Origin of the sequence: Lactobacillus iners DSM 13335, from assembly GCF_000160875.1 — a bacterium.
Classification (GTDB): Bacteria; Bacillota; Bacilli; order Lactobacillales; family Lactobacillaceae; genus Lactobacillus; species Lactobacillus iners.
Window position 1 is genome coordinate 103,815 of the sequence record NZ_GG700805.1, and the last position, 15,711, is coordinate 119,525.

At 28.6% G+C, this 15,711-nt stretch carries 14 protein-coding genes and 1 pseudogene; 13 read left to right on the plus strand and 2 right to left on the minus strand.

What is annotated here, in order from left to right; genetic code table 11:
- Positions 1-113 precede the first annotated feature (113 nt).
- Complete coding sequence (locus HMPREF0520_RS06475) at positions 114-524, plus strand: hypothetical protein (protein ID WP_006731976.1); 411 nt, start codon at positions 114-116, stop codon at positions 522-524.
- Positions 525-565: 41 nt separating this feature from the next.
- Here the strand turns inward: HMPREF0520_RS06475 and HMPREF0520_RS06480 are convergent.
- A pseudogene (locus HMPREF0520_RS06480) lies at positions 566-778 on the minus strand (single-stranded DNA-binding protein); the annotation flags it as partial.
- Positions 779-1,082: 304 nt separating this feature from the next.
- Positions 1,083-2,048: a DUF1002 domain-containing protein gene (locus HMPREF0520_RS02520; protein ID WP_006736144.1), complete on the minus strand. Its 966-nt coding sequence runs from the start codon at positions 2,046-2,048 to the stop codon at positions 1,083-1,085.
- A gap of 134 nt (positions 2,049-2,182) precedes the next feature.
- On the opposite strand from HMPREF0520_RS02520, the gene HMPREF0520_RS02525 reads away from it, so the two are divergent.
- From HMPREF0520_RS02525 to HMPREF0520_RS02580, 12 genes are all read left to right on the plus strand, one after another.
- A complete protein-coding gene (locus HMPREF0520_RS02525) occupies positions 2,183-2,989 on the plus strand; it encodes a glycosyltransferase family 2 protein (protein WP_006729340.1) in 807 nt (268 codons plus the stop codon).
- Between the two features lie 29 nt (positions 2,990-3,018).
- The gene (locus HMPREF0520_RS02530; RefSeq protein ID WP_006729341.1) at positions 3,019-3,675 is read left to right on the plus strand and encodes an alpha/beta fold hydrolase; all 657 of its coding nucleotides are present in this window, start codon (positions 3,019-3,021) and stop codon (positions 3,673-3,675) included.
- Between the two features lie 88 nt (positions 3,676-3,763).
- Entirely contained in the window at positions 3,764-4,753 is a 990-nt protein-coding gene (locus HMPREF0520_RS02535; protein ID WP_006729342.1) for a ribose-phosphate diphosphokinase, read from the plus strand.
- A 156-nt stretch (positions 4,754-4,909) separates the two neighbouring features.
- Positions 4,910-5,575, plus strand: coding sequence for a TetR/AcrR family transcriptional regulator (locus HMPREF0520_RS02540; RefSeq protein WP_006729343.1), 666 nt, complete (start codon positions 4,910-4,912; stop codon positions 5,573-5,575).
- Between the two features lie 7 nt (positions 5,576-5,582).
- Entirely contained in the window at positions 5,583-6,410 is an 828-nt protein-coding gene (locus tag HMPREF0520_RS02545; RefSeq protein WP_006729344.1) for a hypothetical protein, read from the plus strand.
- Positions 6,411-6,538: 128 nt separating this feature from the next.
- Complete coding sequence (locus HMPREF0520_RS02550; RefSeq protein WP_006729345.1) at positions 6,539-6,937, plus strand: HIT family protein; 399 nt, start codon at positions 6,539-6,541, stop codon at positions 6,935-6,937.
- Positions 6,938-7,132: 195 nt separating this feature from the next.
- Positions 7,133-7,957 (plus strand): helix-turn-helix transcriptional regulator, encoded by an 825-nt coding sequence (locus tag HMPREF0520_RS02555; RefSeq protein WP_006729346.1) that lies wholly within the window; start codon positions 7,133-7,135, stop codon positions 7,955-7,957.
- A 465-nt stretch (positions 7,958-8,422) separates the two neighbouring features.
- On the plus strand, positions 8,423-9,628 hold the full coding sequence (locus HMPREF0520_RS02560; protein WP_006729347.1) for an MFS transporter: 1,206 nt from the start codon (positions 8,423-8,425) through the stop codon (positions 9,626-9,628).
- Positions 9,629-10,660: a nucleotidyl transferase family protein gene (locus tag HMPREF0520_RS02565; protein ID WP_006729348.1), complete on the plus strand. Its 1,032-nt coding sequence runs from the start codon at positions 9,629-9,631 to the stop codon at positions 10,658-10,660.
- Positions 10,653-11,711 carry a hypothetical protein gene (locus tag HMPREF0520_RS02570; protein WP_006729349.1) on the plus strand — a complete coding sequence of 353 codons (1,059 nt, stop codon included), beginning with the start codon at positions 10,653-10,655 and terminating at the stop codon, positions 11,709-11,711. Before HMPREF0520_RS02565 ends, HMPREF0520_RS02570 begins: the two co-directional genes overlap by 8 nt.
- Complete coding sequence (locus HMPREF0520_RS02575) at positions 11,708-14,767, plus strand: non-ribosomal peptide synthetase (RefSeq protein WP_006729350.1); 3,060 nt, start codon at positions 11,708-11,710, stop codon at positions 14,765-14,767. Before HMPREF0520_RS02570 ends, HMPREF0520_RS02575 begins: the two co-directional genes overlap by 4 nt.
- A complete protein-coding gene (locus HMPREF0520_RS02580; protein ID WP_006729351.1) occupies positions 14,755-15,684 on the plus strand; it encodes an alcohol dehydrogenase catalytic domain-containing protein in 930 nt (309 codons plus the stop codon). The genes HMPREF0520_RS02575 and HMPREF0520_RS02580 overlap by 13 nt, the downstream gene beginning before the upstream one ends.
- The last annotated feature ends 27 nt before the right edge of the window (positions 15,685-15,711 follow it).

The following is a 15,711-nucleotide window of genomic DNA, read 5'->3' on the forward strand; positions in this document are numbered from 1 at the left end:
CTCATTGCAAAGCAAAAAGAAGAAAAAAATCAAAAAAATAAAGAAAGAAAATTAAAATAAAAAGACAAAAATATAGTATAATTTATCTGAAATTAAAGAGGATGGTGATAAACATGGAGGAAAATAGTAAAGCTGTAACAACCAATAAAGTAAGAGAAAAAAGAAGAAAAAACAACAGTAATTTGTTTTATATCCAATCATTTTTAATACTTGTAGGTATTGTTGTCCAATCAATTTTACACGGATTTGAGTCAGGATATACTTTACCTTTAGTAGCAATTTTTTTACTTACTATTTCTATATCCGCATTTCAAGAGATGGGGATAACAGTTGACTTTAATGGTAATAAACATAAAGATTTAGTAGTTTTAAGTGTAACGTTTGCAGTACTTGCTGCCATCTTTCTGGTTTTATATTTAACAGTAATAAAAACTGATATGACACCTCTTGTATATTTTGGCTCTGTATATGGAAGTCTAATTGTTGTATTCGTGATAAGCATAATAATAGTTTTGAAAAAATAAATAGATGGAGACGATATATTAGGATCGTGCAGAAAGTTAATGCTTGATACTACCACTGTGTGATGATACTTAACTTGTTTAGTTGCTTCATCCATTGAAGTAGACACTTGCAATCTACCTTTACAAAGAAATTGTTGTACTTTAGCACAGTGCTGATAAATGGCATTAGCCAATTTATCAAAGGCTAAACAGCGGATATAATCAGCTTCTTTTCTGTCATCTTGTCGAGGTACTGCCATTGTAAACCATGTATAAGGACAGCTATTAGCTGATTTTTAATTTAACTATTTTCTTAAAGATTCAATTGTTTTATAATAAAAAGCTAAAATTGAATACAAATGAAAAAAGCCCAACTTTGAATTAGCGTTCAAAGTTGAGCTGTACGCTAGACTACAAACCCAGACTTTGTAGCTGCACGCTTTTCTAACAATTTTAAAGCTAATTAATTAGGTATTAAAATAGTAACGTGAACTGAAGAAGAAATCAAAATGTGAGATACAAAGGTTTGTAGTTGTATCTCACTTTTTTATGGGCTTTTGATGTGACTAATATCTTTTTTTATTTTATTTTGTCTAACATAATCGTAAATTTAAACAAACTCTTGAAAAAGTTAACAATAGCATCAATAATTTGTTGGATAAAATTACGGTTTTGTTGAGTATTTAATTTGTTAAAAATATCTTTAGCTTTACTTTGAATTTGAGCCGCTAATTTACTTGCTTGTTGCTGGAAATTTTTACTATTAAGTGCACCAGATTTTTTGATTTCTATTAGCAAGTGAATAATTTGCTCTTTTTGTTGGCTAGTTAGAATATTATTTAAATGATTGATATTTAATTGATTATTTAAAATAATACGGATATCATTATCACTTAAATTATTGCCTTTTTTTGCCATTTCTGCTTTAGCTCCTGCGATAGCATTATTTAATTGAGCATCAGAATAGCCTTTTTTATCTTTGTTTTGTTGGGTAATGTTACTTAATGTGTTTATTTCTTGCTGTGCTGCATTGATTTGTTCTTGATTCAAATGAATGCCATTTTTAGCATATGCAGCATACACACCTGCCAAGGCACCAGATCCATCAATAGGAATAGCTGAGGTCACGTAAATATTAGCATCACTAATGCCCGCAGTAATAGCTGCATTTTTATATTGATTTGTCGTAATTGTTGTGATGTTATTGTGGCCATTATATGGTAGGATATGCACGTTAATACCATTTCCATTACCTTGTCTTTGAATTAAAGCACTTGACCAAACACCTGAGTTGTTATTAAAATTGGCCCCTGTTGGATTAAGATATTTTACAAGATCTTTACCACTAATTGTGACTATTTTACAATTTTCGCCATTATTTGCTCTATTTAAAGTATTGATAGTTCCCTTTTTTTGATTAGGTGTTAATGATACACCTAGTGTCATTATAGAATTATCATCGGCAGATACCCGTTTAGTGTTAACTGCTAATATCAGTAATAGACTACTAATAAAGGCGATGATAGATAAATTAATTTTTTTCATTTTATTTACTCCTTTTAAAAATGGAAGCACTTTATAACCAAATATTATACATATTTTTGCTTTTAAATAAATATATATTATGTAATTTGTTTGCTGGATGATATAATCATTTAGAGAAAAGGAGATAATTGTTTATGTTAGACTTACCACAACTGACAGTTATTATGCCTGTATATAATGTTGAAAAGTATATAGGTAGGGCTCTGGAGGCATTGCTTAACCAAAAAAATCGTAATTTTAAATTACTTATTGTTAATGATGGCTCTAAAGATAAAACTAGACAGATAGCTGAAAGTTATAGTGATAAATTTTTATACTTTAAACTGATTAATAAGGCCAATGAAGGTGTTGCTGCAGCTCGAAATGTAGCCTTAGCTCATGTTGATACACCTTATTTTACTTTCCATGATGGTGATGATTGGGTAGATCCAGATTATACAGATTTCTTTATCAATTCATTCAAACGCTATCCTCATGTTTCGCTTATATCTTGTGGTTATTGGATAGATAAAGAGAAGCAAAAAAAGAGTAGAAGTATTGACCCGAAAAGAGAGAGCGGTCATTTAACTAAGAAAGAAGCATATTTTAAAATAGCCAATGTATCTACATCACCTGTTAAGGGATATACATGGAATAAGTGTTATCGCTTGGATGTTGTGCGTAAACACAATATTAAATTTATGGGTGATATAGCCTTTATGGAAGATGAGGTCTTCAATATAGAATATGTTTCTTTGAGTGACGGCGTTTATTTCACATCTAAGCCCTATTATCATTATTGGCAAAGACCCGATAGCTTGATCCATGTAACATCAGGATTGAAATACATACCAGACAACGTTAGAGCAACATATCGAGTATGGCACAAAATTTTAAAGAGTTTACGTCATGAAAAAAAGAAAATTAGAAGAAAAATGCCTAACAAGATTACGAATAATTAATAATTTAGATTTAGCTATTAGGGAGAAAAATGAAAGTTAAAATTAATGACATTGAGTTGTATTATCAAAAGTTTGGAACAGGGCATCCTATCATTTTATTGCATGATTATTTTCAAGATGGATCTATTTTTGATAAATTAATAGCTCCGCTATCATTGTCATATACTGTATATGTACCAGATTTACGTGGATATGGAATGAGCCAAGGGGAAAGCACACATTATTATCAAACTGATGCAGAAGATATGGCTTCTTTTATTAGAAAAGTTAATATCAAAAAGCCATATGTACTAGGATTTGGTTCAGGTGGTAATATAGCTTTAGCATTGGCGAGTCAATATCCTAATATGTTAAAAAAATTAATTGTTGCAGGTACATATTTAAATGACGATGGTATTGATTCTGTGCATGTTGTGATTAGTAATTTGCGACATTTTGTACATCGAAAACAAATAGATCATCCGCGTAATGTAGATTTTAACTTCGATCTTAATAATTTAAAACGTATAACTATCCCCACATTAGCTGTAGTAGGTGAAAAAGATTGGGTTAAAGTAGATCATGTGAGGGCTTATAGTGATTTGATTGATAATGGTAGATTGATTGTGATGCCAAGACAAACACATGATAGTTATTTGATACATAGTTTAAAGTGTATAGATTTAATTAAAGACTTTTGCAAATAAGTGTTATTATTCATTTTTAAAACAAGCATTTTTTAGTTATAATAATTGTGTATATAGAGATCATCATATTTTGAAGAGGGATAAGTAAATGAACAAAGAAGAATTACATGAATTATTACATCCAATGAAGTTAATTGGGTTGGGTGGCAACCAGACATTGGCTAAGCGTATTGCAAAAGCTTTGAATAAAGAGTTACTTGAGACAGCTGTTAAGCATTTTAGTGATGGTGAAATTCAAGTTAATATTACAGAAACTGTTAGAGGCTGTGATGTTTATGTTATTCAATCTATTCAAGATCCAGTCAATGAGAATTTCATGGAACTAATGATTGTTTTGGATGCTTTAAATAGAGCTTCAGCACACAGTGTGACAGTAGTTGTTCCTTATATGGCTTATTCTCGTCAAGATACTAAAAATAGATCTCGTGAGCCTATTACTGCTAAATTATTGGCTAATTTGCTACAATTAACTAGAATTGATGATGTAGTTGCTTTGGATTTACATGCATCTCAAATTCAAGGATTTTACAATATACCTGTAGATCATCTTCATGCTTTACCAATTCTTGCTCAGTATTTTTTAGATAATGGTATTGTAGATAGAGATTCTGATTCCGTAGTGGTAGTTTCTCCAGATCATTCAGGTGCTAAATTGGCAAGGAACTTTGGTTCATATTTCAATGCACCAATAGCTATTGTTGATCAACGAGGTGCTCGTTATGATACTGAAGTGCATGATATGATAGGTGATGTTAAGGATAAAACTGTAATTATTGTAGATGATTTGATTGATACTGGTTCTAGAATATCGTCATCTACCAAATCAGTATTGGCAGCTGGTGCGAAAAAAGTGTACGTGGCTGCAACTCATGCCTTGTTATCTCAAAATGCTATTGATGTTTTAAATCAATTAAATTTGGAACAAATAGTTGTAACTGATACTATAGAGCATAAAAAATATCCTGATAGGATAGTACGGTTATCTGTAGATAGATTGCTTGCCAAAGGTATAGATTATATCTACAATGATAAATCTATTCATCAAATTTTTGATGAACAAAATAGAATACACCATTAATAAACAAATGGGGGGCGTTGAGTAGTGTTGTTGCTCATGCTCCCTTATTTTTTTACTAAAAATTTATTATATTTTACTCCAAAAGTGTACAAAAGAATATATACTTAATACAGATAGTATATTTATATACGGAAAAAGGTAAGGTAATAAGTTATTATGGCTAGACAAAAAAACATGAAAAGACGTCGAGCAATATTATGTAGTACATTTGCATTGCTTCGTGAAAAAGGTATCAAAAATGTTTCCTTAAAGATGATTGCGGAAAGATCGAATATTTCGAAATCATTGTTGCAATCTTATTATCCACATAAAAATAAATTAATTACAGAAATTATTATAGGATTTAAAACAACAATATTGCGTAACTTGCCACAAGCGAGTTTTTATAGTATTAATGAATTTGCCAAGGTTAAAGCCTTTATTTATCTGATTTTACAGATAGGAATGACAGATAAAGGAATATCACAAATTTTAGAGAGTATCTTGAAAGATCGCAATAATAAAACTGTATGGGACAATATTTTGGATGATTGGCTAGTTGCTAATAAAATTAAAGATAAATTAGGTACTAATGAACAGGTACAAGTGGGTTTGTCATTTGTAGTTTCTGGGGGAACTAATTTATACTTTAAACGTAAAGAACTTAATTTGAGTGCAGAAGATATTTCCAATATCATGGTTAAATCATTTATGACTACCTTTTTAAATTCTTCCGACCAAGAGATTAATGAAGCAATTACTGAGGGACATGATATGATTGTGCGTTTTGATATGAATAAAGTTTTCAAAATTATCAATTCGATGTTTTTAGAAGAGGAATAAGGAATACATGAATGAAGATTCTAGAGTGGAATTGATTAAGTTAAGTGTCACGCAGACAAAACATTATAAGCGAATGGTGGAATGTTTGACCTTTTTGTTAGTTACTTTGTTATTTAGTACCTTAACTTTTATGAATCCCTATTTTATGACTAAGCAATTAGCTAAAGAAAGTAATTATGTTATTGTCGATCGTCAGATTAATAAAAAATTTAATAATTTAGCAAATGTACTTGAAGTTGAAAAGAAAGAAACTAATAGTGCTCTATTAAATAGTAAGCAGACTCAACCGATGGCTCGAGAATTGGTCGATTATGTGATAGGATTGGGTTGGTTTAAAACTGATAATTCGGAAATAGCTCATAAAATTAAAAAGCAAATATATAAATTTGATAGTAATGTTTCATCGGGAGCCATTGAGGTTCAAAAAAAGTTAAAAAAGTGTGGTAATCAAGCCAACGATTTTATAATTTATAGCTTTAATCTAAATGATTCAATGTTGCTAGCTAATTTGCATACTTTATTTTTGATAATTAACGTGGTTGTTATCATCACGTGTGTTTTTATAGCCCTCGCTTTACTAAAAGAGTATATAAGTATATTAAAGGGTCGTAGCTTAATACATTTAACATCGGTTGCTATATCAATCTCTAGTTTGATGATAATGTTGATTTTTATATTGTTAGCAGCTTTACCATTAATATTTAATGTTGAAAGCTGGAATATTCTGGGATTATTTTTAGAAATAGCTAGTGGAATCTTTTTGGAGCTAGTGTTTGTAGCGGCTATTTTGTTTGTTATTAGTACAGTAATAAGTCAAGTTACTAGTAAGTTGTAATGGGTTAATTAAAATTATATGATTAAAAATCATCACAAGTGTTGTATCTAGTGAAAACATAAATGCTATTATGAATGATATAGAATATAGAAATATTGATAAAATACTTGTTAGAATGAGGCGATATTTTGAAAGATTGCGTTTTTTGTAATATTATCTCTAAGAATCTTAAAAGTAATATTATTCATGAAAATAAAGGTGCCATTGTTATAATGTCGGATAATCCTGAAGTAGAGGGACATATGCTTGTTTTTGCAAAAAAGCATTTTCCTACATTGGAACTGGCAGATCAGAGTTCTTGGTACTATATTGGTGAAATATTAAATGAATTAGGAAAGAGACTAAAGTCCCAAGGATATGATGGATATAATTTATTGAGTGCTAACGGTGTAGCTGCAGGTCAATCTGTTAAACATTTTCACTTTCATGTTATTCCGAGAAAGAAGAATGATGGCATTAATGCATGGCCAAATTTTGAAACGAAACCTAATAATACCAGTGATTTTTTTGAAAAAGTAAAATTTTAGTATTATCAGCAAGATAATATTTTTAATGAATTGTTCTAAAAGTAATATGCCATACGTGTAAAATTAAGGCATTCATTATGACAGCCATGTTAGAATCAAAACAGTATAAAAAACCATACTTCGATAGAATATCGAAATATGGTTTTAAACAATATATTTTACAAGAAAATTTTATTAGAATGAGAAGCACATAAATTGACTATTGGAGAAGCACTAAAATTCATACAGCATAATAGAATGCTTACTGAGGAAGAAATGTCAAAAGGTATAATTGGAAAAGGTACATATTCTAAAGTAATCCATGGCAAACAAAATTTAAGTTCATGTCTTTTAATAAAAATATTGTTAGAAAATGACATTGATATTGATTATTTTATATCTTTAATAAAAAAAGATTATTCTTCAAAAGAGTCTTTGAAAGAGAATATGCTCTCTCAAAGAATGGCTGTAGCATTTAATAATCATAAAATTAATGACGCAGAAGAATGTTTGAGAGAAATCAAGAAGTTAGGTACGAATCCCCTATTTGAGCAACGTGCTATAATTGCAGTTCATTACTTAAAAGATCAGCTAGATAGTCTTAGTTTAGAATTTAAAAAAACAATTATTGAAGAGTTTGGTAAGACAGATAATTGGATATTGAATTTAGATATGTTAAGACTATTTGGTTCTGCTATGATGATTCTTCCACCAAAAGAAATAGAATTGGAGATGCAATTATTCTTCTTTAGATTAAATAGAATGAAAATAGAATCCCCGAATATGATAGAAAGATACGCCATTTTGTGTTGTAATTATTTACATTGGAAATATACCTATAATAGACATTTAGATAATAATACAACGAAGTGCATTAATTTTTTAAAATTCTTACCCAAAAGCTCACGTATGTTTTTATACACTGTATCGGGTAAGTATTATTATTACTTATTTAATAATCAGGTAGAAGAAGCAAAAAATATAAAAGAAAGCTTACTAAAGCTGGGTTGTACTGAAGGCGTAGAAAATTGGCCAATTTAATAGTAAAACGATAATCTATGTTTTTTATTTGAAGCATAAAATTTGTAGTGTCTCTTAAGAAAAGTGAGGTTATATCACCAATAAAATGTGATATAGTCTCACTTTTTTGTTTTATTTGTGTTAGCCTTTTTCATTCTTCTGTCAAAAGGTATTTGATTATAATATTTAATTTTTTATTTAATATGTGCTAAGTAAAAGTATTTTGCCATCTAAGCCTCGAATAAACTAGAGACATCGTTCAGTATAACTAACTACCCAGATATTTTTTCAATATATTTAACTGTTTAAAATTTTCGATATTCTTAACATAAAAAATAGTTTCTGATAAGAAACATAAATTAATATTGAAAATAAACAGTGTTATTATGCCAAATAATAAGTAATTGAAAAGAGGTGAAAATTATGGATTGGTGGCTTTTCCCAGTTGTTTTAAAATAGAAAATTAAAAATTTAGGAAGTTTAAAAATGAAAAAAGAAAGAAAAAATATTTTCCTTTTGCTTAGTGCTAAGGTAATTTCTAATATTGGAGATAATTTTTTTGACTTTAGTAATAATACTTGGATAGCATCTCTAGGTACAAAAGGTCAGAAAATACTTACTGTATATCAAATAACGGAATCAATAACCGGTATTGTATTAAATGTGTTTGGTGGAGTGTTTGCTGATAACTATAATAGAAAAAAAATTATTACCATAACTGATTTAATAGCTGGTGTAGCATGTTTAGTCTTAAGTATAGTATATCCTACCAAATTTTTTGTTTTTGCAATGATATTGGTAAATATAATACTAGCTATACTTTCATCTTTTAGATCACCGGCATATAAATCAATTATTCCAAATACAGTTCACAAAGATAAAATAGTAAAAGTAAATTCTAATTTAGAAATTTGTAATCAACTTGTTAGTGTTAGTTCGCCAGTAATTTCATTGATTGCTTATAAAGTTTTTGGGATAGGTGGAGCACTTTTGATAGATGGAATATCTTTTTTAATATCAGCACTTCTAAATAACTGTTTACAAGTAATCCATAAAAAAAGTGACGAAAATATTAGGCATATAAAAAATAAAATTATTGAGAACATTATTGAAGGTATTGAATACATTACTAAAAATTCACAAGTAGCAATATTACTTATTGTCTCATCAGCTGTTAATTTCTTCTTAGCTGGATATAATTACTCTTTTCCTTTTGTTAATAAAGCTTTTGGAACAGGAAATAGTACATATACTATTTTATTAGTAAGTCAATCTTTAGGTGGAATTATCGGAGGAATTATTAGTCCCAAATTGACAAAAAATGATTCTATTAGTCATTTGCTTAATCTATTAACATTTTGTGGATTGAGCATCGCAGGAATCTATTTATTGTTTCAATGGTATCATTCCTTATTAACAGTTTTTGTTTTTATGTTTTTATTTCATATGTTGCTGACAGCATACAATGTTGATTTTTTTAGCATAATCCAAACAAAAGTAAATGATAAGTATCTGGGGAGAGTATTTAGTGTAGTCTTTACTGTTGCCATTATTTTTATGCCTATAGGAACAGCAGTATTTTCGTATTATTCAAAAGCTTATTTGATAGAAAATTACATAATAATTGGTATTGGGATAATAATTGTTTCCATTGTAGCTCAAGTTTTGATCAGATTTAAGGGAAGTAAATAAATGAAGTTCGATGAAGAATATTACAAAGAAGTGATAAAAAAGTACAGTTATAATCCTTTATTGTTTAATAAGATTGATTTTCAATTGCCAGGTATTTCTAAAAATGAAATGCAATTAATGTGGCTATGTAGTTACCATTCTTTAAAAAATAGGAAAGTTAACTGTGAAAATACTCTATTTACAACAGGAATAGGTCTCTCTGGTGTTCCACATATGGGTACAATATCACAAATAATTCGTGCTATTAAGTTACAACGAGGAGGCAATAAAGTTCAAATAGTGTTGGGAGATATAGATGCGTATACAGGCAGACATATTTCATGGACACAAACACAGCATTTAAAGGAAAAATATAGAAATTTTATATTAAAATTAGGTTTCAATTCTCAAACAGGTATACTAAGAGCTCAAAGTGATAAAAGTGTATTTTTGACTCAAGCAAAGATTGCAGGGTATTTTAAAGATGAAATTGCTGATGAATCTGAAGAAGATTTGCACGACTTATATGTTAAAGATAACAAAGTTGAATCTAAAATGACGTTTAATAGAAAATATTCGTTATCTTTAATGTGTGCAGATTTTATTGAACCATTATTAATGGATAATTTTACGAATATAGTAGTTTTTTTAGGACTTGATGAACATAAATACGTTAGAGCGTCAAAACAAGTTATGGATTTAATGAAACAAGAATTTAAAGTTTTAGATTCCAAAAAAATATATGCTTTATATTCGCCTTTAATTAGAGGTTTTAATGGCTTTCCTAAGATGTCGAAAAGCTTTACAGAATCCTCTTTAAGTATTCAAAATACGCCTTTTGAAATAGAACATAAAATTATGAATAAAAAAGAAGATGAGATGCCTCTTCAACTAAATGTAAACTATCAATTAATGAAAGGTTTAATGGATATATCCGAAGAAAAAGCAAAGCAGGTTCATTCAGATTATAAAAACCAAAATGTAGGATGGATTGTAGATAAAGAAGAATTATTAAAAAGAGTAATAGAAATTAGAGATATGTGGTATGAATGATAAATTTAACCAAGTTAACTTAATTAGTAAACAGTTACAGCAAATTGTAAATGACAAAAAATATGACATTTTAGAACTAAAGGATATTCTTTATTATTTAATGTCAAGTGATAAAAAATATTCAGATGCATTCTTAAGTTCTTTATTAATGGGATTAGAACTTGTAAACATGCCGAGTAAAGACATAAAAACTTTGATTGATGTAATAATTAGAATTAATCATTATAATCCTTTCTCAGTTTCCTTATCTAAATATCCTAATATTACTTGCGTAGCGGGTTCTGGAAAAAAATATTATAAAACTTTGAATATTACAACTTTAGCTACAATTGTAGCTTCGGGATTAGGAGCAGTAATCGTTAAACCAACTTCCAAGGGTGTTACTTCACGTTTAGGTTCAGAAGATTTGCTTGAATATTTAAAACTTCCAATAACTAATTCTATAACTAAAGCTGAGGCATTTATTTCTAAAAATTCTATTGCATTTTTTTCTATAGAAAATTTGATTCCCAAGTTTGATGCAATCTATGGAGGACGACAGTTAACAATATCTCCATTAAGTAATGCTTTGCCGGGGTTAATGTCGCCCATATCATGCCAAAATATATATTTTGGATTAAGTTCTAATTATCATAACAAGGCTCTTAATTTATTGCGATCATATGGAATTGGAGGCAATATATCAATATCTAGTACAAAATTAAACGAAGGATATTTAGATGAATTAACATTTAGCAGTGGTTCTAAGCTGACTTTTGAATCTTCTAATAATTCAACAATTATTTTAGAAGGTATTACTTTTGACAAAGCTGATTTAAATAATGCAAGGTCAACAAATAATATAACTAATAATATAAATAAAATTATTTCAGAAATAAAAAGTACAGAAGTTACGGACTATATGAAAATAGTATGCTTGAACGCTGCTGGTATTTTGCTTACTGCAGGAGTGTATAAAAATATCAGAGTAGCGTATGAACAAGCAAAGTTATATGTACAAAAGGGTAAATTATTAGATAGAATAAATGCATTAAGGGGTAAACAATTATGAGTCTATTTGAACAGTTATTGAATTTAAAGCAGAGTCCAAAAGTAGTTGTTAAGGATTGTAATAATGATTACTCTGGGAGGCAATTATTAGAAAAAGTAGGTAAAATTCAAAATGTACTACTACACCTGGGGGTTAAAAATGGAGATAAAATTCCTGTAATAGTGGAGCCTTCTATAGATGCAATTGCTTTAGTGTATGCTATTGGATTCTTGGGTGCCGTATATGTTCCCATCTCCCCTAAATCGCCCAAAAAACGTATTAATTTTATTATAAAAGATTTGAGTGCTAAATTGGTACTTACAAATCAGAATTATCTATTGATAGATAATAATATAAATATGTTTACAATAAAAGATCTACTAAGTATGACAATCAAGGATAAAACGCCTACAGTTATGTCTAGACGTCAAAATGATACTGCTTATATTATTTATACATCTGGAAGCACAGGTAACCCTAAAGGGGTAGAAGTATCTTTTGATAATTTAGAGTCATTTATTCATTCTTTCAACATTTGTTTCCCAAGTTCCCAAAATTCAACTTACTTATTAAATACAGCTTTACAATTTGACGTATCAATTTCTGAATTATATGGATGGATTTCTCAAGGAGCGGTTCTTCAATTACTTTCAGCAGAACAATTAAAAGATTTAAAAAACTTACCACTTTATGTAAAGAAATATCATATTACTCATTTATGTGCGGCACCATCTACATTACAAGTCATGGATAATAGCCGACTAGATCTTCTTGACGAGAGTAGTTTATCATTCCTATTAATTGCAGGTGAAGAATTTCCTGTTTCTTTGGCAAAGAGACTTAAAAAGCTTGTAAAAAGTGGGAAAGTATATAATTGTTATGGTCCAACAGAAGCAACAGTTTATGCGTTATATCATAAAGTTACTATGAAAGACATATTACAAGGAAAGATACCTATCGGACGCCCATTTCCTAACGCTACTATTAAGTTGTTACCTCAGAAAAGAAAAAATTTTGAATTACTTATTGGTGGATATGGAGTGTCCAAAGGCTATTTGAATTTAAAAAGAAAAAATAGCTACAGCTTTGTTGAGCTAGATGGAGAAAGATTTTATAAAACTGGAGATCTTGTAAAATATGACCAAGATATGAATAATATTATTTTTGTTGGAAGAAAAGATTTTCAATTAGAAATAAATAGTATTCGGGTAGAGCCAAGTGAAATTGAAGGTGTAATTAATCAAGTTGATAAAGTGATTGACAGTTTAGTTGTCATGAATAAGGGGATATTAACGTGTATTTACACAACGTTTAAGCATTCTATAGTTGATTCTAACAGTATTAAACTGAAAATTTCAGAAAAACTACCGAAATATATGATTCCTAAGCGGTGGTACAGAGTTTCAGAGTTTCCTTTAACTATAAATGGAAAAATTGATAGAAAAACGTTGTTAAAGACCTTTTCTAATCCCATTAATAATTCTGATACTGAAGATAAATTAATAAGTAAAATTGAACAAATTTGTGATATTTCTAATTTATCCGAAAATGACAATATTTTTGATCTTGGTATTGATTCGTTGATGACCGTTGAAATAGAAATTATGCTAGAAAAACATTACCATTCGAAAATACCAACAGGTTTTTTATATGAACATCCAACAGTTGAAAAAATAAAACGTTATTTTAAAGATGAATCTAAGCTTAAATTCAATAATATTGAACAAATTTTGAAAAAGATAACAGAACGTTACGTAATTGATAAAGATAAATTGATTATATATTCAAATGATAAAAATGTTGAAAACAAGTTGCAAAAGCATCTTTATAACTTATCTTTATTCAAAGAAATTAAAATCAATGATATTTCAATTTTTAACAACGAAAACAATTGTGAAACGGTTGTTGATGGTGGAAAAATAAACGAAGATAGGAACTATGAATCTTCAATATTTCAAAAAGTATATACTACTATTAAACTTCCAAGTTTTACTGTAGTTAGATTTTCTATCCAAGATGATCTAGTAGGGAGTAAAACAAAAACATTAATTACTCGATTAATATATACAACAGAAGCTTTTCGTACGAAAATTATTAAAACTACTGATGGAAATTATATTAGTACGGTTTATACAGATCTTAATATAAGAAGTAACATCGAAGATATAACATATTTGTCTAAAGAAAAGCAAGTTAATTATATAAATAAGAAAATTGGAAAATATGAAAACCAAATTTTATCTAAATTAACAAGAAACTATTTGTATAAAATTTTGTCTTTTAGAACTAGTTCCCAAAATATTGAATTAGTAATTATTTGTCATCATAATATTTGTGATGGAGCAAGCGAACAATTGCTAAACAAGAAAATTGGGCAACTCTTAAATAATCAATCAGTGACTGATTTGAAGATGAAAGATTATTTAGAAACAATAAAAATGAATTCTGCCATTGAAAGCATACTTAATGATCCTGTAATTAAAGAAATAGGTAAAATGAAAAACCAGATAGGTAATGAGAAGCTGACTTGGAGTGAAAAAAGATTAGTAGGAGTTGAAAAATTAAATAATTTTCAAAAAATGATGATGGTAGCCAATTATGTTACAAAAGAATATTTAAAAGAAAGCGGGCATCAATTTATGACATTTCAAATGCTGTTTAATTTTAGAAAGGTAAATAACAAAGATTTTTCAACTTTGATTAATGATTGTCATGAAACATTAACTTTCTTTAGAAGGAAGTCAGATACAGATATTCAGTTTGTTAATAATTTGTTTTATAGATTAAATGATTTTCACTATAATCGTGGAATAAGTACCGGTTATGCCATTTATAATAATTTTCCTGCATTTAATAATGAACAGCTTCAAATACAAAAAATTTTGGAAGAAGCTCCAATTAATATTGACTATATAGGTGAAGTGGAAACAAAGAACCTAGATAGTAAAGCAAAAGCGATTATTAATTTGCGAAAGCAATTAAAAGATCTTAAACATCAAATTAGGTTTACTGCATTTTCTAGCAAAAATGAGATGTTTATTTACCGTATCTCAGGAGAACAGACATGGCAATATTGAAAATTAATGTAAGTGATACTATCCCTCTATCTCAAGATATAACTAAGAGATTAATAAATGTTAATTATGTAGGTATTTGTGGATCAGATAAGCAAAAATTAGATGATCCACCTATTAAATATTTAGGACATGAAATAATTGGAAAGGATATGGATAACGGAAAATTTGTTGTAATAAATCCAAATATTACATGTGGTAAATGTTATAGTTGCCTAAATGGTTATGAAAATTTATGTAGCAAAGAAAAGGCTATAGGGACTAATGTGAATGGTGGTTTTCAAGGTTGGTTACGAGTTCCATCTACTAATCTAGAATATATAGAAAAACCAGATATTAAGTATATATTTACAGATCCTTTAGCAGTTGTTCTGCATGGTATGTCAATGATAAAAATTTTATCTAATTATAAAGTTATTGTATTAGGCAATGGTAGTATAGCAAAAATATTAGTATGGCGATTAAATTTGTTAGGTATCAAGCCAGATGTTATGTGCAGATCTGGAATTTGGAATAATAAGGAATTAACCATATCGAATTTATATAAATTGACGGAAAAAGTATCGCTTAATTACTACGATATAGCTTTTGAGTGTATAGGTTTTAAACAGTCGGAAACTATAGAAAAATCATTAGGAATGATTAGACCAAAAGGAGAATTTATTTGTTTCGGTGTTTTTCCAGAGGACTATTCTCCAACATTAAAAGTTAGAAGGTTATTTGAAAAAGAAATAACTATATTGGGAGTTCGATCATTTACGAAAAAAGATTTTAAATACGCCAAAAACATATTAGATCTTCATGGTAGTAAATTAATAAGTAGATTATGTATAAGCGTTGTATCTAGTGAAAACATAAATGCTATTATGAATGATATAGAAGATAGAAATATTGATAAAGTAATTGTTAGAATGAAGTGATAGTTTTAAAGATTGCGTTTTTTGTAA